Raw genomic sequence first — 24351 nt, forward strand, 5'->3', positions numbered from 1 at the left:
TTTTTTTTGCAATTGGGAATGAGGAAAAGAAAATGTCCAATGCGCTTGAGTCCCTTCGACGGGATATCAATGAGATAGACTCAGAGTTACTTGTGTTACTTGCCAAAAGGCGCCGAGTAAGTCATGGGGTTGTTGAATACAAAATAGCTAATAACAAACCAATTCGAGATGAACAGCGCGAACAAGCACTACTTGAAAAGTTAATTAGTTATGGCAGTTCACTTGGTCTTGACGGTTATTATGTAAATCGCGTATTTCAAACCATTATTGAAGATTCGGTATTACACCAACAGGCCATGCTTCAGCAGAATCTAAATCCAGATCTGCACACAGAAACAAATCGTGTGGCTTATTTAGGTGGTCAAGGTTCATACAGCCAACTTGCTTGTCACAAGTACTTCAGCCGCCGTCCTGGCAAGCTAGTTGAACTTGGTTGTAGTAGCTTTAATGAAATCACCAATAAAGTAGAAACTGGTCAGGCTGATTTTGGTTTACTACCAATTGAAAACACTTGCTCAGGCAGTATTAACGAAGTGTATGATCTACTTCAGCATACTCAGGTATCAATTGTTGGTGAACTAACCCAAGCAGTTGAACATTGTTTAGTTGCAAGCCCTGGTGTCGCTATCGAAGATATTGACAAAATTTACGGCCATCCTCAGCCTTTTGCACAGTGTAGCCAGTTTATTAGCAATCTAAGTGGTGTTCAGTTAGCTTATAGCGATTCAACATCTAGCGCATTAAAACAAGCACTCGCTGACAACACAGGCGCTGCAATTGCATCTGAAGATGCTGCTCGTAAAGCTGGCCTTGTGGTGTTAGAGCCAAATCTAGCCAACCAAAGTCACAACCATAGCCGTTTTATTGTGGTTGCTCGTAAAGCCGTTAAAGTGTCAAAGCAAATTCCGACCAAAACAACACTGATCATGGCAACTAAGCAAACAGCAGGTGCGCTTGCTGATGCCCTAATGATTTTTAAACAACACAATATCAATTTAGTAAAGCTAGAGTCTCGTCCAGTACCTGGAAATCCATGGGAAGAAGTATTCTATGTAGATTTAGAAGCCAACATTGATATGCCAGATGTGAGAAATGCATTAGATGCATTAAAAGAGGTTACTGCCTACATTCGTATTTTAGGCTGCTATCAAAGTGAAACATTAAGCGCGGTTAATGTCGCAACAGAATAAAAAAGGGGGCTAACAGCCCCTTTTTTAATAATCTAACACCTTCGCATCATTCGCTTTACTCAATAATGCTTTACTCTGACTTAAGAAGGTACTCGCTGAATCAGAAAAAAACGTTTTTGCTTTTGCAAAATCATCGATTAACCCTGCTTTATCATTTTGTTTTAATTTTTCGAAGGTTTGCTGAAAAACTTCACAATACTCTTTCATCAATGGTGATACATCATCAAATTGCGCCAGCATAATATCGCTGTAAAGCTCTGGTGATTGAGCAAATAAGCGCCCTACCATCATTAATTCTAAATGGTAAATAGGCGACGAGCAGGATTCGATTTCTTCTAAACTGTGGCTTTGTTTTGCTAAAAACTGGCCATAAACAAATGTCGTTAAGTGGCGCATCACCTGTACGATTTGCATCGCTTCATCGTGTTTCTTAGCGTCCATTGCAACGAGATTACACCCCCACACCGTAAGCTGCTCTAGCAAAGAACTCGCTACTTCACAGGGCTTGTTTTGGCACACTACAACGGTTTGTTTAACCCAATGAGGAATGTCTGGACCAAACATAGGGTGCAGCGCCAAAATTGGTCCCTGATGATACTCTTCCATCGCACTCAAAGGCGCAGACTTGACACTCGTAATATCAACTAATAAACACTCAGAGTGCAGCTTAGGTAACTCTGAAATAACACTTTCGACCGCATGAATTGGCACCGAGATAATCACGCAACGTGCCTCAGATAATAAGTTGTCACGCTCACTTTGATTATCTTTATCAAGCACGTTTACTTGATAGCCTGAACGCTCCAACTGCTTTTTAAATAATTGGCCCATTGCCCCTTTACCACCGACAATAACAATGGGTGATAAGTGAGGCGCAGTACACGCTAAACCGAGCTGTTGATTTTGATATGATTCACGCATCAAACGGCGAAGAACATCTTCGATAAGCTCTGGGCTTACACCTGCTTTTTCAGCTTCTTTACGACGAGCTGCAATTAACTCCGTCTCTCTTGTAGGCACATATACAGGTTGCCCTTGTTGTTGTTTATAAGCACCTACTTGAGCGGTTATATAATTGCGTTTGGCAAGTAATTCAACAAGTTGCCTATCGCAATCATCTATTTGTTCTCTCAGGGTTTGTAGTGCACTCATTATCTTGTAAACCTATTTATACAGCAAGTAAATTTTTATATACAGAATGTTATCAAGCTTAGCTGCTCAAGAAAAGACTTAAAAAGCGATAGGTTATATAACTTTGCTATTAGCGACTCAACCACTGTTATAGTTAAAAGCGTTAGATAGAGAACATAAATTAATAGTGAAAAGCAAATTGAGCTAAAACGATCAGCTATTTCTGAGACTAGTTTTAACAGAGCACTCAATACGTCAGCTAATATATTAACTACTTGTTGAAACAAAAAATCTTAACTTTTATAAAGCTACTTTTATGAGAGTGTTACTTTCAAATTTTATTCGCAAACTAGATAAATGCGTTAGTTCATCTAAATGAGATTAGATGAAAGCCTGCGTGGCTTTTGAATTGAGAATTTTTAAGGTAGGGGTAAAACAAAACAGGCTGAGCAAAGCTCAGCCTGTTTAGATTCTGAAAGTTCAGACGTATTAGTTAAGTTTTTCTTTAATACGCGCAGACTTACCAGAACGCTCACGTAGGTAGTAAAGCTTAGCACGACGTACTGCACCGCGACGCTTGCGCTCGATGCTGTCGATTAGTGGGCTGTGTGTTTGGAAAACACGCTCTACACCTTCGCCGCTTGACATTTTACGTACTGTGAAAGAAGAGTGAAGACCACGGTTACGCTTAGCGATTACCACACCTTCAAACGCCTGTAGACGCTCTTTGTTACCTTCTTTAACACGTACTTTAACAACTACTGTATCACCAGGGCCGAACTCTGGTACGTCAGATTTAAGTTGCTCATCTTCAAGCACTTTAATAATATTTTGGTTTACTTTTGCCATTATATTTCTCACATTTCCTAGGAGTAACTGTCTTCTAGCCACAAACATCATGTTCTTGCTGAAATTCAGCAAGTAACGTTGCTTGCTCCTCAGTCAGAGCTAGGTTTCGCAACAAGTCCGGACGTCTAAGCCAAGTTCTACCCAACTGCTGCTTTAAGCGCCAGCGAGCGATTTCTTTATGGTTACCACTGAGTAAAACAGCGGGCACCTGCTTGCCATCCAAGTTTTCTGGCCGAGTATAATGAGGACAATCTAATAAGCCGTCAGAAAATGAATCCTGCTCAGCTGACTGATTATGGCCTAACACACCTGGCACTAATCGAGATACTGAATCGATTAATGTCATTGCAGCGAGTTCTCCACCGGATAATATAAAGTCACCAATTGACCATTCTTCGTCAATGTGTGATTCAATTAACCGCTCATCTATACCTTCATAACGACCTGCCACTAGAATCAACTTCTTGTGGTTCGCAAGTTCTTGCGCCCCTTGTTGATCTAGCTTTCTACCTTGTGGTGATAGATAGATTACCTTAGCCCCTTCACCCGCTGCAGCTTTTGCAACATCGATGGCATCTCGCAATGGTTGTACCATCATTAGCATACCAGGGCCACCGCCATATGGGCGGTCGTCTACCGTTTTATGCTTATCATAAGCATAATCCCGCGGACTCCAGCAATTAAAATCGATTAAACCGTTTTTAACTGCACGACCAGTAACACCTTGCTTTGTTACCGCATCAAACATTTCAGGGAACAGCGAAATAACACCGAACCACATGTGCGCTTGTTGCGACATTTAAAAACTAGGATCCCAGTCTACGGTAACTTCTTTTGCGTCTAAATCCACTTTTAACACTACGCTCTCGGTTAAATATGGAATTAAACGTTCACCTTTTCCAAATCCATCATTAGGGTTAGCTTTAACCACTAAAACATCATTAGAACCTGTTTCTAGCATGTCATCGACTTTACCTAAGTCGTAACCTTTGTTAGTTACAACAGATAAACCGATGAGGTCACGCCAATAAAACTCACCATCTGGTAAGTCTGGCAATTGTTCTTCAAACACAGCAATTTCAGCATTTGTTAGTACATTTGCTTGATCACGGTCTTCAACATTTGCCAACTTGGCGATAAAACCTTTGTTGTGACGACGCCAGTCGACCACTTCAACGGTTTGCCAGTTTCCTTGTTGCCCTATCAACCATGGGCTGAAATCAAAGATCCCTTCGGGATCATCAGTAAATGAATGAACCTTAAGCCAACCCTTAATGCCGTAAGGGGCGCCGAGTTTGCCTGCTATAAATTTGGCTTGCTCTTGACTCATGGTTACATTACGCCTATTAAGCCGCTTTACGAGCGTCTTTAACTAACTTAGCTACACGATCAGAAAGACCTGCACCTTGACCTACCCAGTGTTCAACACGAGCAAGATCTAGACGAAGTGATTCTTCTTGACCACGAGCTAGTGGGTTAAAGAAACCTACTTTCTCGATGAAACGACCATCACGCGAGAAACGGCTATCCGCAACCACGATTTGATAGAATGGACGCTTCTTAGCGCCGCCACGTTGCAAACGAATAGTTACCATACCGTCCTCTACATAGATTGATTGATTTCATTAACATAAAAACTAATTTTTACTTCCCTAACGGGAAGCCCGAGAATTGTACGAATTTTTACTCTGATTGCAAGTTAAAATGCACTCTTTTGACGAGTTTGTCGAAAGTAGTGAATTGCTAGTTAATAAAAAAGCACCAAATAAGGTGCTTTTTTAACAAATAAATGAAAAATTAAAACTTCGGACCACCCATCATGCCCGGTGGCATCATGCCTTTCATATTGCGCATCATTTTCATCATGCCGCCTTTGCCTTTCATTTTCTTCATCATTTTTTGCATCTGGGTAAATTGCTTAAGTAGCTTATTTACGTCCTGTACCTGAGTACCAGAACCGGCTGCAATACGCTTTTTGCGAGAACCTTTAATAATTTCAGGACGTTCACGCTCTTTCGGCGTCATCGAGTTGATAATTGCTTCCATTTGATTAAACGTCTTGTCACCAACTTGATCTTTCACCGCATCAGGTAGGTTTGACATGCCTGGCAACTTATCCAGCATACCCATCATGCCACCCATGTTTTTCATTTGACGAAGTTGGTCTGCAAAGTCTTCTAGCGTAAAGCCATCACCTTTCATTACCTTCTTAGCCATTTTTTCTGCTTTCTCTTTGTCGACTTTCATTTCGACTTCTTCAATAAGAGAAAGTACATCACCCATACCTAAAATACGTGATGCAACACGATCAGGGTGGAATGGCTCTAATGCGTCGGTTTTTTCACCTACACCAATAAATTTAATAGGCTTCCCTGTAATGTGGCGAATTGACAACGCAGCACCACCACGAGCATCACCATCTGTTTTGGTAAGTACAACACCCGTTAATGGTAGTGCTTCATCAAACGCTTTTGCCGTATTTGCAGCATCTTGACCTGTCATTGAATCAACAACAAATAGCGTTTCGATTGGCTTAATTGCACCATGTAGCTCAATGATTTCGTCCATCATTTCATTGTCTACGTGCAAACGACCAGCGGTATCGACAATTACTACATCAATAAATTTCTTTTTAGCATGGTCAATTGCGCCGTTGGCAATATCAATTGGCTTTTGCGAAATATCACTTGGGAAAAACTCAACACCAACTTCATTGGCAAGGGTTTCTAGCTGTTTAATCGCCGCTGGACGATAAACGTCAGCACTTACCACAAGTACTGATTTCTTTTTGCGCTCTTTTAAAAATTTAGACAGTTTACCAACACTGGTGGTCTTACCCGCACCTTGAAGACCTGCCATCATTACAACCGCTGGCGGTTGTGCCGCAAGGTTAAGCTCTTCATTTGCTTCACCCATGGCTTTTTCAAGTTCTTCACGAACAATCTTAATGAAAACCTGACCTGGGCTTAAACTTTTAGTGACTTCGACACCTACAGCACGTTCCTTAACTGTTTTCACAAATTCACGCACTACCGGTAAGGCTACGTCCGCTTCAAGTAGCGCCATACGCACTTCGCGCAGCGTATCTTTAATATTGTCTTCAGTTAATCGGCCTCGACCACTGATATTTTTCAGGGTTTTACCAAGGCGTTCCTGTAAGTTCTGAAACATTCACGTTAATCCAAACTAGTATTTTGCGAGAATTATACCTAAGAAACAGGAATAAAAAAGGCTTGCGCAGAGTTACATCAGTTATTTCACTCCTTGGGCTAGGCTTTTAGTGATTGATAAAATACAATGAGGTAAAAATTTTAATCAAAATCGATTTATAACAAAGTCATGAATTTAATTGTTTTAACTGTTATTGCGAGCCTTTTTTATAGCCTCTCCACAATGCATGTGGTGAGTAAGTTGTTTGACAAGCAAGGCCCAAACCAAAAGAAGACTTTGTTGCTAAGTACCGTTGCTATTTTGCTGCACTTAGCTGTGCTTGTTAATTCGATTTTTACCGAAGGCGGTCAAGATCTTAGTTTCGCTAATGTAGCATTACTCATTTGTTGGCTTATTGTTGTGTCGGTTACAACGGTATCACTGCGTTTTCCGGCAACCTTATTGTTACCTGTTGTGTATGGCTTTGCGGCGATTTTATTAATTGCCAGCTTATTTATCCCACATCATGTCATTTTACAATCCGTCAACTTTGAATTGGGATTGGTGTCGCATATTTCACTGGCATTTATGGCCTACTGCGTACTCATCATTGCGACTTTGTATGCGATTCAGTTTTATTTTATTAACCGCCGCTTGAAACAAAAAGACATGTCAATTGTAACAAGCCACCTACCACCACTTATGCTAGTTGAAAGGCAGCTCTTTCATTTAGTATCTATGGGTTCGTTATTGCTCACCTTTGCATTAGCCACCGGCTTCTTATTTATCGATGATATGTTTGCTAAAGGTTACGTGCACAAAACTGTTTTATCATTATTATCTTGGGTGCTATTTGTTGCTGTTGCATGGGGTCATAAATACCGCGGCTGGCGCGGTAAAAGCAGTGTAATCACCACTATTTGTGCTGCAACACTACTGACACTTGCCTATTTTGGAAGTCGCTTTGTGCAAGAAGTTATCCTAGGTAAATTCTAATCTCGTTGATTTTGCTATTATTGAACTAATAGATTACTTGACTAATAACGTTAACTAAGAGTTAATACCCTTTCGACAGTTTTTAAAGGATCCCTCATTGGACGCCATATCGACAAGTACGTTATTCATCATTCTTGGTGTATTAATATTACTTTCAGCTTATTTTTCTAGTTCCGAAACTGGCATGATGTCGCTAAACAAATACCGCTTGCGACACCTCGAAAAAGAGCATCACAAAGGCGCCAAACGGGTTAGTGAACTACTGCAACGACCAGATCGTCTTATCGGGCTTATTCTTATCGGTAACAACTTAGTTAATATCGCAGCGTCATCAGTTGCAACGATTATCGGTATTCGCTTATTTGGTGATGTTATTGGTATTGCCGTTGCCACCTTTGGTTTAACTTTTATTATTTTAATTTTTGCTGAGGTAACACCAAAAACCTTAGCCGCGCTATATCCTGAAAAAGTTGCATTTCCAAGCTCATTTATTCTCAATATTCTACTGAAGCTTCTGTTTCCATTAGTGATGTTAGTAAACTTTATCACCAATGGAATTTTAAAATTGTTTGGTATTAGCCCAGAACAAATTGAAGAGCACAGTTTAAGTAAGGAAGAATTAAAAACCGTGGTAAACGAATCCGCTGCGCTATTACCTGAACGTCATCAAAATATGTTGGTTTCAATTCTTGACCTTGAGCAAGTCAAAGTAGAAGACGTCATGGTGCCACGTAACGAAATCGTTGCAATTGATATCAATGATGATTGGAAGCTGATCATGCGCCAGCTAACTCACGCCCAACACACGCGTGTTTTGCTTTATCGTGAAAATATTGATGATACAGTCGGTTTTATTCATGCCCGAGATGCGCTTAGGCTTTTAACCAAGGAGCAATTCACCAAAGCCACATTGCTGCGTGCAGTTCGCGAAATCTATTACATTCCTGAAGGCACATCGCTTAATGTTCAACTACTTAAGTTCCAACAAGCAAAAGAGCGCATTGGTATTGTGGTTGACGAGTACGGTGATATTCAGGGGCTTGTAACACTTGAAGATATACTTGAGGAAGTAGTAGGTGATTTTACCACCAGCATGACACCAACACTAAGCGAAAACGTGCATCCACAACAAGACGGTTCATTCTTAGTTGATGGCAGTGCTAACGTTCGTGACCTTAACAAAGAAATGGATTGGGACTTTCCAATCGATGGACCAAAAACGCTTAGCGGTTTGATTATCGAGTACTTAGAAGATATTCCTAGCGAAAAAGTAAGTATGCGGATTGCTGGCTATCCGATTGAAATAGTCGAAGTGAATGAAAATACTATCAAATTAGCACGCATCATGCCTGAGTTTAAAGCATAGGTTTCAGGTTCAGGTTCAGGTTCAGGTTTTAGCAACCATCTAAAACCTGTTGTCTGAACGCTAAAATCTCTTATTAACTAAATAAACGCTGTAACCAATTCTTATCTAAGTCTTCTTCACACTTTTTAAGCTGCACACCATAATTACCTGTGCGCACTTTGACCTTTTGCGCAGTTTTCATTAGCCACGCTTTGTTTTTATAAGTACCACGGCGGTAACCACCCCACCCTTCATGGTAGTTCAAATACTGTCCATAAGCGTCCCATTTAGACACCCCATTAATCTTATGAGTGTTGTAAACAAACCAGCCCATAAAATCGATAGCATCACCAAAGTCATCTCTGTCTGCACCGCTGTTACCACTTTTTTTCACATAATCATTCCAAGTGGGTGTTTTGGCTTGAGAGTAGCCATAAGCAGAACTGGCTCGTCCAGTTGGGATGAAACCTAGAAAATACTCCATAGGTGGTGCTGCATCGTGTTTAAACGAGCTTTCTTGGAACATCATACTCATTAATAGGTGCTTCGGTGCACCCCACTTTTCTTGCGCGTCTTTAGCATCAAAATACCAATCGCGATGCTCAAAAAAGATATCGCAAATATTATTTGGATTCTGCGGTGGCGGTGTAGCACACCCGACCAAAGTACTAGCTAACACTAATGACAGTATTTTTTTCATATTCTTTTTGAACTTTACTAGCAAAAACATATCTCACTTATTAAGCAATAACACATTGTTTCATCCCTGAAAGTGAAACGCGGCCAACTAGCCGCGTTTTTTATTACTTAAAGTAATCATCTAAAAACTCAATAAAGCTTTTATCGTCACTTTCTTCTATTTCTTTTTGTTTCTTATGCGACTCAATCGCTTTATCTAAAAACAGGGCTTCATCAAACACCTGGTAATTACTTGCCAGTGTTTTTAATTTGTATTCATTCGCAAGCTTTAACGCATAATGACCATTATCTTCTTGGCTTTCTAATAGATTAGCTAAAAACTGTCCAGAATAAGTCAGTTCTGGGTGAGTAATTGCTTTGCAAAACTTTGCAATAACGTCACTATATTGCGTTGTCTCATATGCCTCATCAAATAAACTCGCAACTTTAGCAAGCTCGGCAAAGATTGATTCAGCCCATGAAGACAGGGTTTGTGCTTTACCTTTATTTGATAATTCAAGCCCTGGCAAACGCCCTTGATTAACCACTAAATCTAAGTTGGCCTGTGTTTCAATTTGCTCTTGCCATGGTAAATCTGCTGATGGTTTGATTGCACAATATAGCAAAAACACATCTAAAAACAGAATCTGCTCTTTACTAATCCCCATTTTGGAAAACGGATTAACATCGAGTGCGCGCACCTCAATGTACTCCACACCGCCATCCGCAAGAGCTTCGCTCGGAGTCTGCCCCGATTTAGCATTTCGCTTTGGCCTAATTGGTGAGTAGAACTCATTCTCTATTTGTAAGATGTTTTGGTTTAGTTGTTTTGCAGGCTCATCTTTATAACTACCAAATTGTTGATACAAGTCGGAGGTCATAGAAATAGCTTGCTTAAATCCTTCAAGGTATTCTTCTAGGCTATTGTAAGTCACTCGTAAGCTTGATTGCGCACTATTAGTGTAACCTAAATCACCTAAGCGGAGCGAGGTAGCATAAGGCAAGTAAAGCGTGCCCTTACCTAATGACTCGAATGGTAAATTGGTTTTGCGACCACCTAAAAACGAGCTACAGAGCGCAGGCGACGCGCCGAATAAGTAACTAATAAGCCACAGCTCACGTTTAAAGTTTCGAATTAAACCAAAATACTTGTCTGATATATAGTCACTTAATTGTGCCGTGTTCTCTTCAACTGTTTGTAACTTTTGCCAAAACTCAATTGGGAAAGACAAATTGAAATGCACACCCGCAATCGCTTGCATCATGCTACCGTAGCGGTTTTTTAGCCCTGTACGGTATAAGGTTTTCATTTGACCAATATTAGAAGTGCCGTAATCAGCTAGTTTGATTTCATCTTGATCTTCAATAAAACATGGCATGCTAAGCGGCCATAATTCTTCATTATCAATATTAGACAGAGTAAATTTATGAATATCTTCAAGTTGCGCAAGGGTCGTATCAATATCACTACACGCAGGCGTAATAAACTCTAATAACGATTCAGAAAAATCGGTTGTGATGTATGGATGCGTTAATGCACTACCAAGTGCACTTTGATGAGATGTTTGTGCTAAACGGTGTTTATTAATACGTAAACACTCTCTTTCAACACCGCGTTTGATACCTTTTAATGCACTTGCAGAACCTTGTTCAGATAAGGTGCTTAGTATCGAATCAATTGACGCTGTTTTCAAAAATTCAGTCCTCTCACAGCGAATCCTTACCAAGGTTGTCGCTTTTTCAATATCTTATCAATGTATGGTCAACATTGCGATACCTCAAGATGTAAGATCTAAATTAATCGTAACGAGATTTTAATGATAATAGTGCAACAATATTTACATAGGCTAAAAGGATAATGAGATTAATAGCTTAGCCAAAATAAATCAGCCTAAAAGGCAGTAGCCTTCAACAAAAGCTTAGGCTATAGTTAAAACATAATTAGTTTAAGGAAAGTAAAAACATGTACAGGTTTACTGTCATCACCCTACTATTTGCAATTGTAACATGCTTCGCGAGTAAAGCTGATGCCAAACAGTTAACTGTTTACAGCTGGGTAGACGAGAAAGGTGTCGCGCATTTTTCATATGTTGAGCCTTCACAGAAAAACGGTGTGCGTTCTTTCGAACTAAAAGATCACTCCTCTTTTGGTGCCGAAAAAAGAAAACTAGATGGCGAACAAGAAGCAGCTATTGACGATAACATAGATCCTTTATTAAGCCGCAAAAAAGAATACTGCGATAATGCGAAACACAATTTAAGTGTATTAGAAAACTATGCTCAAGTGACGCAAGTTGATGATAAAGGACAAGAGATCACCATCTCAGGCGATGAAAAAGAAAAATACAAAAAACAAGCCAAGCAGCGTATAAAAGCATTTTGTAACTAATAAAAAAACCACCCAATGGGTGGTTTTTTATTTTAGGTCTATCACTTTGCAGTGATTACCATCTCATCTTCTTTACAATCGACAATAAAACAACTACCTGCTTTAAAATCACCTAATAACAAGGTTTGTGCCAATGGATTTTCAATCGTCTGCTGAATTGCGCGTTTGAGCGGACGTGCACCAAATACGGGGTCGAACCCTGCTTCTGCAATTTTATCAAGCGCAGCATCTGTTAGCTCAAGCTGGTAGCCATTATCAATTAAACGTTGTTCAAGGCGTTGTAACTGAATTTGAGCAATATTCTTAATATGCGTTTGTGCCAACGGATGGAATACTACGGTTTCATCAATTCGGTTAATAAACTCTGGTCTAAAGTGCTGGCCAATCACTGACATTAAGGTATTTTTAAGACCCACATAGTCATTATTACCGGCCTGCTCCTGAATAACATCTGAGCCTAAGTTAGAGGTCATGATAATTACAGTATTCTTGAAGTCGATTGTACGCCCCTGACCATCCGTTAAACGGCCATCATCGAGTACTTGCAATAGAATGTTAAATACATCTGGGTGCGCTTTTTCAACTTCATCAAGTAAAACCACTGAATAAGGTTTACGACGAACCGCTTCAGTTAAGTAGCCACCCTCTTCATAGCCAACATAGCCTGGAGGTGCACCAACAAGTCGAGCCACCGAGTGTTTTTCCATAAACTCAGACATATCAATGCGTACCATGGCTTCTTCAGTATCAAACATAAAGTTCGCAAGCGCCTTAGTCAGCTCGGTTTTACCAACACCTGTTGGACCTAAGAATAAGAACGAACCAATTGGACGATTTGGATCTGCCAAGCCTGCGCGCGAACGTCGTATCGCATTTGAAACCGCAACCACAGCTTCGTCTTGACCAACCACTTTTTCGTGTAATTTGTCTTCCATTGAAAGCAGTTTGTCGCGTTCACCTTGCAACATTTTTGCCACCGGGATGCCTGTCCAGCGGGAGAGAATTTCAGCGATTTCATTCTCACCTACTTTGTTAACTAACAAGCTCATATCTTGCATTTCAGCTTGCGATGCTAAATCAAGTTTGCGCTCAAGCTCCGGAATACGGCCGTACTGTAACTCACTCATACGTTGTAAATCACCTGCACGCCTTGCAACTTCAAGGTCAAGTCGAGCTTGTTCAAGCTCAGTTTTAATTACTTGCGTACCTTGCAACGATGCTTTTTCAGCATTCCATACTTCATCCAGTTCATTGTATTGACTGTCGAGTAACTTTATCTGCGCTTGAATATCTGCCTGACGCGATTTAGAGGCTTCATCGGTTTCTTTCGCAAGGGCATTATCTTCAAGCTTAAGTTGAATGATCTTCCGCTCTAAACGATCCAGCTCTTCTGGCTTTGAATCGATTTGCATACGAATGTTTGAACCTGCTTCATCAATCAAATCAATGGCTTTATCCGGTAATTGACGGTCACTAATGTAACGATGTGAAAGCGTAGCTGCAGCAACAATTGCAGGATCTGTAATTTCTACACTATGGTGAAGCTCGTAGCGCTCTTTTAGCCCGCGCAAAATGGCAATGGTGTCTTCCACACTTGGTTCTTCAACAAGTACTTTTTGGAAACGTCGCTCAAGTGCAGCATCTTTTTCAATGTACTGACGATATTCATCAAGCGTTGTCGCGCCAACACAGTGAAGCTCACCACGAGCAAGCGCTGGCTTAAGCATATTCCCGGCATCCATTGCACCGTCGGTTTTGCCCGCACCAACCATAGTATGAATTTCATCAATAAATAGAATGATTTGCCCTTCTTCTTTGGCAAGTTCATTGAGTACCGATTTTAAACGCTCTTCAAATTCACCTCGGTATTTAGCGCCCGCAACAAGCGCCCCCATATCGAGCGATAAAACACGTTTGTTTTTTAAACCTTCCGGTACTTCCGCCGCGCCCCCATATCGAGCGATAAAACACGTTTGTTTTTTAAACCTTCCGGTACTTCGCCATTAATAATGCGCTGTGCTAAACCTTCAGCAATAGCGGTTTTACCCACCCCTGGTTCACCAATCAACACTGGGTTATTTTTGGTACGGCGTTGTAATACTTGAATCGTTCTGCGAATTTCTTCATCGCGACCGATAACAGGATCAAGTTTACCTAGCTCTGCACGTTCAGTTAAATCAACTGTAAATTTTTCAAGGGCTTGGCGTGTATCTTCCGCATTAGGACTATCCACTTTTTGGCCACCACGTATGGCACTAATAGCCGTTTCGATTTTATTTTGTGTGAGACCAAATTGCTTAAATAAAGCGCCAAGCGGGCCTTTATCTTCACAGGCAACTAAAATAAAAATTTCGCTTGAAATATAGGAATCTTTTCGCTTTTGAGCGTGTTTATCGCACAGGTTAAGCAAGTTAGCCATGTTGTGTGATAATTGAACATCACCACCTACACCGTCAACCTTAAATAACTTATCTATTTCGGCAGACACCTTTGTCATCATTTCGTCGGCGTTGACACCTGCTTGCGCAAGTAATGCACGAACACTTGAACCGGTTTGTGTTAGCAAACTGTACATTAAATGAACTGGCTCAATAAATTGATGGTCGCGACCAAGTGCTAATGATTGCGCATCAGCAAGGGCAGCTTGGAATTTACTGGTAAATCGATCTAAACGCATGCTAAATACCCTTATGAAAATAACTTCTATTGTAGTTATAAATGGGTATGAATATTTTTAAGATCAAGAGGAAAGAATAAATACGGCTTAATTTATTTACAGTAACATGGCTATTTATTGTTCAATATAAATAATGTGTGCATTGCGCCCTGTTTTGCCATCTCGGCGATAGGAAAAGAATAAATCTTTTTGATTAACAGTGCAGTATTCTCCACCTGTTACCTTGGTAACATTATTTTTTGCAAGTACAAGCCGCGCCAGTTGGTAAATGTCTGCTAAAAATTTATTCGGCTGGTTAAGGATAGGTTTAAAGCAACTGTTAGCTTCTGCATGTTTGTTACAAAATGCATCGCGTACTTCTTTGCCAACTTCAAATGCTGTTGGGCCAATTGCTGCGCCAAGGTAGGCGATTAAGTTTGTTGCTTCGAAACACGCTAAGGTATTTTCAATCACCCCATTTAATAACCCACGCCAACCAGCATGCACAACAGCTACTTCATCTCCGAATTCAGAACAAATAAATACAGGTAAGCAATCAGCCGTCATGATTGCAAGTGGCGTATTCGTTTGCCGTGTATAAAGTGCATCGGCTTCAATTAACAGGTCGGGTTCGCTTTTAGCATCAACCACAATAACCTTATTACTGTGAACTTGCGATAACCAAAATGCGGGCTTTGGTAATCGCTTTGTGAGAAGTGCTCTGTTTTCGATAACATATTCAGGGTTATCTTCAACATGAAATGCTAAATTGAGAGAATTAAAACAAAACGCCCCCATTTCGTGTGGTTGAAAAGGCAATTACCTTTGCTGGTGCTTGCCAATTTAACGCCAGTGTTTGCATTAATATCCGATACTCGGATTAGCCTTGGTGTCTTGGCGAAGGGCTTCTGTTAACAATTGCATATCTTCAGGGATCGGTGCTTGCCAACTCATCATTTCACCTGTAATTGGGTGCTCAAGTTCCAATTTAACTGCATGAAGCGCTTGGCGTTTAAAGTTACGAAGCACTTCAATAAATTCAGGGGATGCATTTTTTGGTGGACGTGGTCTACCATGATAGAGCGGATCACCAATAAGGGCATGATTTAAATGTGCCATATGCACACGGATTTGGTGCGTACGGCCGGTCTCTAAACGAAGACGTAAACGCGTATGTGCTCTAAATTTTTCAGCAACACGATAATGTGTTACGGCTGGTTTACCGAATTCAGTCACAGCCATATGTGTTCGTTTCGTATTATGGCGTCCAATTGGCGCATCAACCATACCACCCGCAGTCATTGTACCATTACAAATTGCTTCGTATTCACGCGTGAAGTTGCGTCTTGCTTGCAAGTTTGCGACTAAATGCGTTTGCGCAGGCACTGTTTTAGCTATCACCATAAGTCCAGTTGTGTCTTTATCAAGACGGTGGACAATACCTGCACGAGGCACTGAATCAATACCTGGGTAATCATGTAATAAAGCGTTTAACATTGTGCCATCAGGGTTACCTGCACCTGGGTGCACTACTAAGCCAGCAGGTTTGTTAACTACTAGAATATGGTCATCTTCATGCACTTTATCGAGATCAATTTTTTGTGCTTCAAAAACCACTTCGGTTTCAAGTTCAGCATTGATTTCAATGTGTTCGTAACCCATTAATTTTTCTCTTGGTACATTTCGTACCTCGCCATCGACCTTTACCATATTGTCGAGGATCCAGTTTTTAATTCGCGAACGCGAATAATCTGGGAACATTTGCGCCAAAATTTGGTCTAGACGTTTACCGCCTAGCTCAATTGGTACTTCAGCTGTTAGTGAAATTTGCTCTGCCATTGTGCCGCTTAATTATGTAAAATCCAATGCAAGCTATTGCTTACTCGGTTAGAATCGCTAATATGCATAGTTTACTCGGTTTTGCTGACTGAGCCTAGGGTGGAATCCCAAACAAGATAATAAAAAGGTGTATTTTAATGACAAACGTAGTTGGGAAGCGTTCGCTTAGTAAACGTTCTATTGCAATGTTTTTTGCAATCTCAGTGTTATCAGCATGTTCTTCAGCACCAGATGAAGAAGAAATTCAAAGAGTTCCGAATAAATCAGCACAAGCCCTTTATCAAGACGCTAAAGAAACGCTTGATTCAGGTTTATATGTTCGTGCAGTTGAATTATTAAGTGCTATTGACTCTCGCTACCCATTTGGTCCTTTGTCTAAGCAAGTTCAAATGGATTTAGTGTATGCGTATTATCAATCTAATAATACCGAGCAAGCGACTGCAACAATTGACCGTTTTATTAAATTAAACCCGAATCATAAAGATTTAGACTACATGTACTACATGCGTGGTTTAGTTAATATCAAAGCGCATGAAAACGCGTTCCAAGAGTATTTTGGCATCGACCGCGCAGATCGTGACACAAAACGCACACGCATTGCCTATGAAGACTTCGCAACATTGGTAAAAAACTACCCTGATAGCAAATATACCGATGAAGCAAAAAAGCGCATGGCGTGGCTTTTAAACAAAATGGCTCGTTATGAAATTAAGGTTGCGAATTACTATTATGAGCGCGAAGCATACCTAGCAGCAGCTAACCGCTGTAAATATGTTGTAGAGCATTTTTCAAAGAGTAGCTATACAACACAAGCGCTTGAATTAATGGTTAAAAGCTATGATAAACTCGGATTAAACGAGTTAAAAAATAATGCACAAGCAGTGCTTGATGCAAACAAATAAATACCATATTGATATATAAAAAAGGGGCTGTTGAGCCCCTTTTTTATTTTTGAATGCTCTGAAAAAATATTAAATCGCAGCTTCATCTTCTTCTTGTGTACGAATACGTATAACGCGTTCTACTTCTGACACAAAAATCTTACCATCACCAATTTTGCCTGTTTGTGCTGTTTCAACTATTACGTCGATGGCGCGATCAACATCTTCATCTGCTAACACAATATCCAGTTTTACCTTTGGTAAAAAATCAACCATGTATTCTGCTCCACGATACAGCTCGGTATGCCCTTTTTGACGACCAAAACCTTTCACTTCGCACACAGTCATGCCTGTAATACCTATCTCAGAAAGCGCTTCACGAACATCATCCAGTTTGAAGGGCTTAATAATTGCCTCTATTTTTTTCATCGAACCATTTCCAATTTGCTAGTTAACTCCATTTTATCGCGTTAACTCATCAATTCAAGGTATTTACTTATAGACAAAATGGCGAATATTAAAATCAATATAAACAACTGTTCTAAATGAATTAAATGGCCTACTGGCTTGTGATTTTTAAAAGCGTATAATAGCCAAAGGAGGTACAGAATATGAAATATGTACAACAAGGTATTACATTGCTGGAAATAATGGTTGCGGTGGCAATTCTAGGTATTGTTTCAGCAATTACACTACCTAATTTGAGTCCAATGCTTAAAGCTGAGCGAGCAGATAACTTTATCGATGAGTTAAGCAAAACTGTAAAATATGCACGAGCTAAAGCAACAACAACTGACGAATTTGTAGTTGTATGCCCTATTGCAACTCCTGAAGCTGGGGGTGCATGCTCATCTGACTGGGAAAATGATCCTATCGTTGCTTTTGTAGATAAAGGACAAGATTTAAATCTGAGTATAACAAATGATATGTTAATTAGAGTTATGTCACTACCGAACCGACAAGATACAGTAAGTCAAAATAAAGGCTCCACTGCAATTACTATAGATGGACAAGGGCGCGTTAACCAAGAACATCAATTTGTAATTTGCCCTAATGGAGAGAGTGACAATACTTCAGCTCTACAAATTAGTGTGTCAGGTAATACTTGGAAGCTCGGTCGAAATGTTCTTACTTGCGGATCTGTCTAATTAAACTAACCTTCAAAGTTAAAGTATAACTTTAGAAGAGGCTTCAAGGATGAAGCAAAAATTATTTGGCTTTACGCTCGTAGAAATTTTAGCTGTATTTTTATTGCTTGGCGTTTTATCAACTATTGTACTTCCCAACTTATCTAGGTTGTTAGCACAAAATAACTTAGACAACGCAATTTCAAAAATTTTTAAGTCCTTAAGTCTTGCTAGAGGATATGCTGTCACCCACTCTACAAATATAACCGTTTGCCCTCTAATCTCTGGAAGTTGCAGTGATGACTGGCAAAGTGATATTTATACCTTTGAAGATAACAACGCTAACCTTTCTCTTGATGATGAAGAGTATGTAGTCTCCATCATTGAGAGAATAAACCCCAGAAATGAGCTCTCATATCCTCGGAATGCAATAACATACAGAGCTGACGGTTCGATTAAATTTATGCAGTCTGGAAGCTTTCTTTATTGCCATCATAGCTATCTAGATTTAAAAGGAAATCAAATCACCGTTAGTCAAGTTGGTAGAGTACGTGTAAGGGATTCAAATAAATGCGAGACACCTAATTTATAAACTATTTTTCATAAAAAAAGCGCCTCTAAGGCGCTTTTATAAATTAGATTATTATCTATTCCAACATGTTCGATTTCCACCTGAGCCAGTTGCTGTTTTTTGACCTAGCTCGTCTATCTTAAAGCTTGTACAGTCTGGATCTTTGGTAGCAGGATGATCTAATGGATCTGCTACCAACGAAAACGAACTTCCATCAGAAGTCAGTGTTAATGTAAATAATCCCGAGTCACTTTTATTTTGTACACCCAAATCAGCTAATGATGAGGTATATTTATGATTATCGGCATAATACTGTTCTTGACGATTAGCAATATCCAGTAAAGAAGACATAGCCTCTGCACGCGAACTTTTATAAAGGTAATCTACGTATGACGGATATGCAATTGCGGTTAGAATACCAACAATTGCTACAACGGCCATTATTTCAATCAACGTAAAGCCTGATAATTTTCTCATTATTAGTTAACCCTATTTGTTGTTTCTTTGTACATATAACTGCGATGTGTCTTGAATCCTGCAAATCCACCAACGAGATTAATTTCGCAATTTTGTCCATTTTCATCACATTTTAACCCGGGAACAGCACTTTCATTGATCGATTTTGCTTTGATTATTCCTGAGTTATTTTCACCCGCACCGATACCTATAAGTAAGAACTGTGAATTTTGGTCTCCATCTTCAGAAAAGACTAATTCTGGTGTTGGTGGGATACTATCACCTGTTCGAGTGTAAGCGTTCTCGTAAATTTTAACCGCATAATGTAAATGAAACGCATAAAGGCGTCCTTCTCCACCTGTAAGAGAACATGTTGAACTACCGTTAGCGCCTGCTATAAAAGTAGGGAAGTAAGCTACCCCTCCAATTATTGCAGGTTTCCCTAAAGCCTTTTCACCACTTCCAGTTAAAGAGTATTGCCAGCCCTTGTACTGGGCATATTGAGACTCTTTTTCAGTAAATTTTTCTGCATCTTTGGTCAAGCTACCAAATGTGTTAGGCGTAACTGCCATAAGCTCAGATACTTTTATCGGTGCTGGAGCGTCTAATTTATATGACTTAGTTATAACGTTAACATCTCTCACCATATAAAGGCTGTCACTATCTGATTGATCAAGTGGACTTGTTCTATCTCCACTGCCAACCACAACTGCTTCAAAAGGAACTGTCATGCGCGTTGCATTAACAACCTCACCATCAAGCTTAAATGTTGTTACTTTACTGTAATATGTTCTCGCAACTTCTGGCTGATAAAAGAAATTCCCAGCAAGCGATGCAAATTCAAAAGCAGACCAATCTGACATACTTGTACCAGCTAAATCAATACGCCAAATCTTTCCTCCGGTATCCGCTGCATAAAGCCTATCTGTATAGCCATCATAATCAGAGTCTAACGTAGCAATCTGACCCGTTATACTATCAGCGCCTTCAAACGAAGTGTCATTAGTACTCCATACATAATCACCTGTTTTCGCATCAACTAAAAATACGGCAGCCCCAACTGTGTTTGCAGCTCCTTCCTCAAAATGCTTTTTATCAAAACCACCACCAAAGACCAGTAAAGGCTGTTGTGAATAAGACGGGTGATTAATGTATACAACCTTAGGTTGAGACCAAGTTTGGCCTAGTTTAGCGTAATCTGACGCATCTTTTTTCCAAAGTAACTCCATGGTGTCTGGGCTAGAAATATTGAATGCGTAATATGAACTACCACCACGTCGCATACCAAAAAATGCCCATGCATCCTCACCAGAGTTTACCTTACCATCTCCATTAGTATCATCATGATAAATTGTTGGAGTTAAATCCATACCATACTCTTTGCCAAGACCATTCTCTTTCAAACTTGCTTGTATGGAAAATAACTCAGATGGCACAAACGACCATTTTTCTGTTGCAGATGTCTCGCCAGAGTCTTCAAAGAAGTGCACAAAGCCCGCATTTGTACCGAAAATTAGATGAGTTTTATCCCCTTCATTAGTCTCGTAGGTAATTGCAGCAGGTTTAGAGTGAAGAGCATCACCTAGTATATGCTCGCGAACAATTGCATTTCCCTTAGCATCATAACCATTAATTCCGCGCATCCAACTAATCATCTCTATTGCTTCGGCAGTTGTTGCACTTCCCATAGCTTCCTGCATAGCTGTAACTACTGCACCATCGGTAGTCACAAGCTCATTTGTGCCTATGTCGGTATAGATAAGGCGCTTATCTGGATCGCCAATGTTGTCATCGAGCCCACCTAATGCCACATTGCTGCCATCAGCACCAGGTGTTACACCATCCTTCTCAGAAAAGTCTCGCCAATAAGTTCTTGCTTTTTCTCTAATACTACCATTGTCATCAATAGCATTAGCCCCATCTTGGTCAACAATATTATGCCCGTTAATTTTCAACTTTTTGATATTACCGTTCCATTTCGAAAAACCTGAAGGTGAAAATAACGAGTAATAAACATAATCTTTAGTACGTGTATTATCACTTTGACTCGCTGCGACAGAAGGTGATGTAAAATTTCCTACACGCTCTAAGATATCATTAATAGTAGCTTCCAATGATTCAGCAAGTTTGCTTGCATCTGTTGCATCTTGGTATTTACCCTTACCGTAAGCATCAGAAGCAATATTGGTAAGCATCTCAATTGAAGATGGTTTCATACCATTACCAAAACCAATTGTATAAGTATATGCGAAGTTGTCTTCAGGTGTATCAGGGTATAAATCATTATTTGCCATATACTTAGCTAGTTCAGGCAATAAGCTTTCTGTTGATGAATAAGTGGTGTCAGTTAAGCTTTGAATATTATAGGCAGAACTTGTACCACCATTAGGATCCCCATCGGTCATAAAAATAACATATGCATTGTTATCGCAGCGTAAAGTACCATCTGATGCTCGTCTAAACGGCGATATATAACTGCTGCCATTATCTACAGTTTTATCGCGACCACTGAAATTATCAGCCTCATACAAATTACCGTCACTTAAATAACGATAGATCTCAAAAGCACTATCCATCAATGGTGTTGCACCAGATGCAGGTAAACTGTTTACTTTTGCTTTAAGTTTTGTTTTATCAGTCTCAGTGCCAATACCAAGCACAAGATAACCCGACTTACCTCCACCAAATCGCGCTAGACCAAATTCAACATCTTTTGCAGAATCGATTAACCCATTAACTGCTTCTTTTGCAACTTGCATTCGGCTAGCATGGCACGTTTGCCAAGAACCATTTTCACTTCCTACTCTGCACTTATAAGGTGAACCATCTGAATAATTTTTTTTAACACACTGAATTTGGTTCCCATCCCAGTTGTAACAAGGTCTACCAGTCTGTGAAGACCGTTGCATACTACCTGAGGTATCAAATAACAACATTACTCGAGCTTTTTCAGTTTTATTAAGTAGTGACTGAACATAAATTTCAATGTCTTCAGCAAAAACCGATGGGCTATATGCAAAGAAGCTCACTACCACCAAAAAGGCTGACAATAGAGAATTTTTAGAATAATTTTTCATATTAAAGGCCTCCTATCATTTCTTGCTCGATGCCCGTATTCAATGTCATAGTATGCTTATCACCTTTACCATAGTCCCTTACAGTTCTCAGTTTTAGGTAGTTACATTTTATATTTGGCGTTGGTGCATAGCGTGGGGGGCACTCTAATAAATCAGCTACTGGACTCTTATTTTCGTTTGTCATAACAACTTTTGTGTCCCCTGTTGATAGAATAATTTCTTGCGTTTCAGGATATGCGCTTCTTTTAACAAGAAACTGATTATCTGCCTTTTTATCCAACTCACCTTTTATCACTTTTTCAGTATCACCACGTGCACTTGATTCTGTTCTATAAGACTCTTGAGTCGCATTCACCATTTTATTATCAAGACCGCTACCACTCATCACTGTAACAGCGATTCCAGAAACCATTAGTATCATTAACATGGCTGCTACAAGCACAATGCCATTTTGTTTATTTAAATTGCCCATTTATCACTCCCAACGTTCACAAGACGCACTGTAGATGTTATAAGCTTGCGGCGAAATCCATCATTCCGTGAAATAGTTCTTTGGTGCTCACCTTCACCACCTAAAATGAAGGTTTGCTCTTCAGGAGGGTTATTTCGATCTTCTTCCAATGTTCTAACCAATAGGAAGATTTGCACACTCGTGACAACAGCGCCTTGTTGATCCCAATCAGACATGCTCATTTGAGAAGAGCTTTTATAAGTATCTACTCGAGAGTCACCATCTGTGTCTAAGCCAAATAAGAAGCGAATATTTTCAATACCTTCCATAACGGTTTCTGAACGCATAGCGCCATTAGATAGTCTCATACGTCTCAATGTTGGCACTGAAACACTTTTTCCATTTAGTGTGTAACTCTGATTCTCGACGAAATAAACATTATGGCTATACTCCCATAACTTAGCGTTACCACCAGGAACAATCACGCCCCCTGTACCATTGATAAAACTCGCTGTTTGAGGAGTAGCAACAAAATAAGTATTGCTTGTACCTGTAGCGGAGGTAATTTCTTCCCCTAAAACACGTTTAACCTGCAAAATATCACTGCCAACTAATGCATTGCCTATACAGTTTAGCTCTGAGCCAGCCTCAGCCTCTTTTGCATAAATCACTTTAAACGCTTCGTTTACACCAGACTGTGGAAAAGTACGATTATTAACGCCTTCAAAACAATCGGGGGATGGATTACTCGGATTTGCCGCAGTCAAAACTGAATCACTTGGCGTGAGTACAAAGTTCCCCCAAAAGCCCGCTAATTCAATATCTTGCTTAAGAATATCCATAGCTAAACGTCCTGACTCTTGTAACTCACCAATATCCATAGTGTCTGAGGTAGTTATTTTCATACCAAGGTACGTAAACATAATACCACCAAGCATAAACGCACCAACGAAAAGCGAAATCATTAGCTCCAACATAGTGAAGCCATATTGCTTTAATGAAGTAACTTTTTTCATATCAAGCACTCCTCCTAAAAATATAACTATCAAGCACTACAGTTCTTCGGTTTGAAACATTGCCGCAATTAATAGATGCATTAGTCGACTCTGTCAGTTTTTGTCTACCTTGCCATGCAACAATAACACGTAAATTTACACCATTACCGTCTTCAGAAGGCGAAATACAAACCGTACCATTTGCTAGCGACCCTGTATTATCGCCAACACGAAGGGCTTTTTGCCATTGGTATAAATCATACTCAGCAATCCCCGAAGACGAGCAACGCGTGTTAAGGCATTGTTTTTCAGAAGGAGTGTCTAAATAACTAAATGTTTTAGTATAATTCGCAACTAAATCAGCTGAATCGTTAGCGCGAATTCGCTCAACAATATCATTTGCAAGCGCTAGTGCAGCACTACGCTGGTTTGCATCATAACTTGCTTGCTTGGCATTAGATTGCAGCGCAACAGTCCCCAACAGGCCAACTGTCAACACGATAAAAGCAATCAACACTTCAATGAGTGTGAAGCCTTTATTTTGAGGTTTATTCTTAAAAGAGGAAAAAA

23 protein-coding genes and 1 pseudogene are annotated in these 24351 nt (G+C 40.0%); 7 read left to right on the plus strand and 17 right to left on the minus strand.

Features of this window, described 5'->3' with window-relative positions; all coding sequences use genetic code 11:
* Positions 1-32 precede the first annotated feature (32 nt).
* Positions 33-1190 carry a chorismate mutase gene (locus ON073_RS15675; protein ID WP_274762854.1) on the plus strand — a complete coding sequence of 386 codons (1158 nt, stop codon included), beginning with the start codon at positions 33-35 and terminating at the stop codon, positions 1188-1190.
* Positions 1191-1214: 24 nt separating this feature from the next.
* Here the strand turns inward: ON073_RS15675 and tyrA are convergent, their stop codons facing one another.
* The 6 genes from tyrA to ffh form a co-directional block, all read right to left on the minus strand.
* Positions 1215-2342 carry a bifunctional chorismate mutase/prephenate dehydrogenase gene (gene tyrA, locus ON073_RS15680; protein WP_274762836.1) on the minus strand — a complete coding sequence of 376 codons (1128 nt, stop codon included), beginning with the start codon at positions 2340-2342 and terminating at the stop codon, positions 1215-1217.
* Between the two features lie 468 nt (positions 2343-2810).
* Complete coding sequence (gene rplS, locus ON073_RS15685; RefSeq protein WP_038640551.1) at positions 2811-3170, minus strand: 50S ribosomal protein L19; 360 nt, start codon at positions 3168-3170, stop codon at positions 2811-2813.
* Positions 3171-3204: 34 nt separating this feature from the next.
* The gene (trmD, locus tag ON073_RS15690) at positions 3205-3951 is read right to left on the minus strand and encodes a tRNA (guanosine(37)-N1)-methyltransferase TrmD (RefSeq protein ID WP_446728537.1); all 747 of its coding nucleotides are present in this window, start codon (positions 3949-3951) and stop codon (positions 3205-3207) included.
* 18 nt (positions 3952-3969) lie between these two features.
* Positions 3970-4500 carry a ribosome maturation factor RimM gene (rimM, locus tag ON073_RS15695; protein ID WP_274762838.1) on the minus strand — a complete coding sequence of 177 codons (531 nt, stop codon included), beginning with the start codon at positions 4498-4500 and terminating at the stop codon, positions 3970-3972.
* A 16-nt stretch (positions 4501-4516) separates the two neighbouring features.
* Positions 4517-4765 (minus strand): 30S ribosomal protein S16, encoded by a 249-nt coding sequence (rpsP, locus tag ON073_RS15700; RefSeq protein ID WP_274762839.1) that lies wholly within the window; start codon positions 4763-4765, stop codon positions 4517-4519.
* A gap of 202 nt (positions 4766-4967) precedes the next feature.
* On the minus strand, positions 4968-6341 hold the full coding sequence (gene ffh, locus ON073_RS15705) for a signal recognition particle protein (RefSeq protein ID WP_274762840.1): 1374 nt from the start codon (positions 6339-6341) through the stop codon (positions 4968-4970).
* A 168-nt stretch (positions 6342-6509) separates the two neighbouring features.
* Here ffh and ON073_RS15710 point away from each other — a divergent pair, with 168 nt between their 5' ends.
* Together ON073_RS15710 and ON073_RS15715 are read left to right on the plus strand one after the other, a co-directional pair.
* Positions 6510-7316: a cytochrome C assembly family protein gene (locus ON073_RS15710; protein WP_274762841.1), complete on the plus strand. Its 807-nt coding sequence runs from the start codon at positions 6510-6512 to the stop codon at positions 7314-7316.
* 97 nt (positions 7317-7413) lie between these two features.
* The gene (locus ON073_RS15715) at positions 7414-8682 is read left to right on the plus strand and encodes an HlyC/CorC family transporter (protein ID WP_274762842.1); all 1269 of its coding nucleotides are present in this window, start codon (positions 7414-7416) and stop codon (positions 8680-8682) included.
* A 73-nt stretch (positions 8683-8755) separates the two neighbouring features.
* On the opposite strand, the gene ON073_RS15720 is transcribed toward ON073_RS15715, so the two are convergent.
* The gene (locus tag ON073_RS15720; RefSeq protein ID WP_274762843.1) at positions 8756-9361 is read right to left on the minus strand and encodes a transglycosylase SLT domain-containing protein; all 606 of its coding nucleotides are present in this window, start codon (positions 9359-9361) and stop codon (positions 8756-8758) included.
* A 103-nt stretch (positions 9362-9464) separates the two neighbouring features.
* Positions 9465-11033, minus strand: coding sequence for a glutamate--cysteine ligase (gshA, locus tag ON073_RS15725; protein WP_274762844.1), 1569 nt, complete (start codon positions 11031-11033; stop codon positions 9465-9467).
* A 269-nt stretch (positions 11034-11302) separates the two neighbouring features.
* Here gshA and ON073_RS15730 point away from each other — a divergent pair, with 269 nt between their 5' ends.
* Positions 11303-11728, plus strand: a complete 426-nt coding sequence (locus ON073_RS15730) for a DUF4124 domain-containing protein (protein WP_274762845.1) — start codon at positions 11303-11305, stop codon at positions 11726-11728.
* Positions 11729-11769: 41 nt separating this feature from the next.
* On the opposite strand, the pseudogene ON073_RS15735 reads toward ON073_RS15730, so the two are convergent.
* The 3 genes and pseudogenes from ON073_RS15735 to rluD form a co-directional block, all read right to left on the minus strand.
* Positions 11770-14405 (minus strand): annotated as a pseudogene (locus ON073_RS15735) (AAA family ATPase).
* Positions 14406-14519: 114 nt separating this feature from the next.
* On the minus strand, positions 14520-15203 hold the full coding sequence (pgeF, locus tag ON073_RS15740; protein ID WP_342455420.1) for a peptidoglycan editing factor PgeF: 684 nt from the start codon (positions 15201-15203) through the stop codon (positions 14520-14522).
* A gap of 42 nt (positions 15204-15245) precedes the next feature.
* Positions 15246-16223 (minus strand): 23S rRNA pseudouridine(1911/1915/1917) synthase RluD, encoded by a 978-nt coding sequence (rluD, locus tag ON073_RS15745; RefSeq protein ID WP_274762846.1) that lies wholly within the window; start codon positions 16221-16223, stop codon positions 15246-15248.
* 137 nt (positions 16224-16360) lie between these two features.
* Between rluD and ON073_RS15750 the strand changes: the two genes are divergently transcribed.
* The gene (locus ON073_RS15750; protein WP_274762847.1) at positions 16361-17125 is read left to right on the plus strand and encodes an outer membrane protein assembly factor BamD; all 765 of its coding nucleotides are present in this window, start codon (positions 16361-16363) and stop codon (positions 17123-17125) included.
* A gap of 69 nt (positions 17126-17194) precedes the next feature.
* Here the strand turns inward: ON073_RS15750 and ON073_RS15755 are convergent, their stop codons facing one another.
* Positions 17195-17533: a P-II family nitrogen regulator gene (locus tag ON073_RS15755; protein ID WP_038640527.1), complete on the minus strand. Its 339-nt coding sequence runs from the start codon at positions 17531-17533 to the stop codon at positions 17195-17197.
* A gap of 182 nt (positions 17534-17715) precedes the next feature.
* On the opposite strand from ON073_RS15755, the gene ON073_RS15760 reads away from it, so the two are divergent.
* Together ON073_RS15760 and ON073_RS15765 are read left to right on the plus strand one after the other, a co-directional pair.
* The gene (locus tag ON073_RS15760) at positions 17716-18252 is read left to right on the plus strand and encodes a GspH/FimT family pseudopilin (protein ID WP_274762848.1); all 537 of its coding nucleotides are present in this window, start codon (positions 17716-17718) and stop codon (positions 18250-18252) included.
* 49 nt (positions 18253-18301) lie between these two features.
* On the plus strand, positions 18302-18823 hold the full coding sequence (locus tag ON073_RS15765; RefSeq protein WP_274762849.1) for a GspH/FimT family pseudopilin: 522 nt from the start codon (positions 18302-18304) through the stop codon (positions 18821-18823).
* Positions 18824-18874: 51 nt separating this feature from the next.
* Here ON073_RS15765 and ON073_RS15770 read toward each other — a convergent pair whose 3' ends face one another.
* From ON073_RS15770 to pilV, 5 genes are read right to left on the minus strand one after another with little or no spacing between them, the layout of a single operon-like run.
* Entirely contained in the window at positions 18875-19279 is a 405-nt protein-coding gene (locus ON073_RS15770) for a type IV pilin protein (RefSeq protein ID WP_274762850.1), read from the minus strand.
* Between the two features lie 2 nt (positions 19280-19281).
* The gene (locus ON073_RS15775; protein WP_274762851.1) at positions 19282-22335 is read right to left on the minus strand and encodes a pilus assembly protein; all 3054 of its coding nucleotides are present in this window, start codon (positions 22333-22335) and stop codon (positions 19282-19284) included.
* A 1-nt stretch (position 22336) separates the two neighbouring features.
* On the minus strand, positions 22337-22807 hold the full coding sequence (locus ON073_RS15780) for a hypothetical protein (RefSeq protein ID WP_274762852.1): 471 nt from the start codon (positions 22805-22807) through the stop codon (positions 22337-22339).
* Positions 22795-23802, minus strand: a complete 1008-nt coding sequence (locus ON073_RS15785) for a PilW family protein (protein WP_274762853.1) — start codon at positions 23800-23802, stop codon at positions 22795-22797. The genes ON073_RS15780 and ON073_RS15785 overlap by 13 nt, the downstream gene beginning before the upstream one ends.
* Position 23803: 1 nt before the next feature.
* Positions 23804-24304: a type IV pilus modification protein PilV gene (gene pilV / locus ON073_RS15790; RefSeq protein ID WP_274762855.1), complete on the minus strand. Its 501-nt coding sequence runs from the start codon at positions 24302-24304 to the stop codon at positions 23804-23806.
* Positions 24305-24351 lie beyond the last annotated feature (47 nt).

This window comes from Pseudoalteromonas sp. G4, assembly GCF_028875915.1.
Taxonomy (GTDB): Bacteria; Pseudomonadota; Gammaproteobacteria; order Enterobacterales; family Alteromonadaceae; genus Pseudoalteromonas.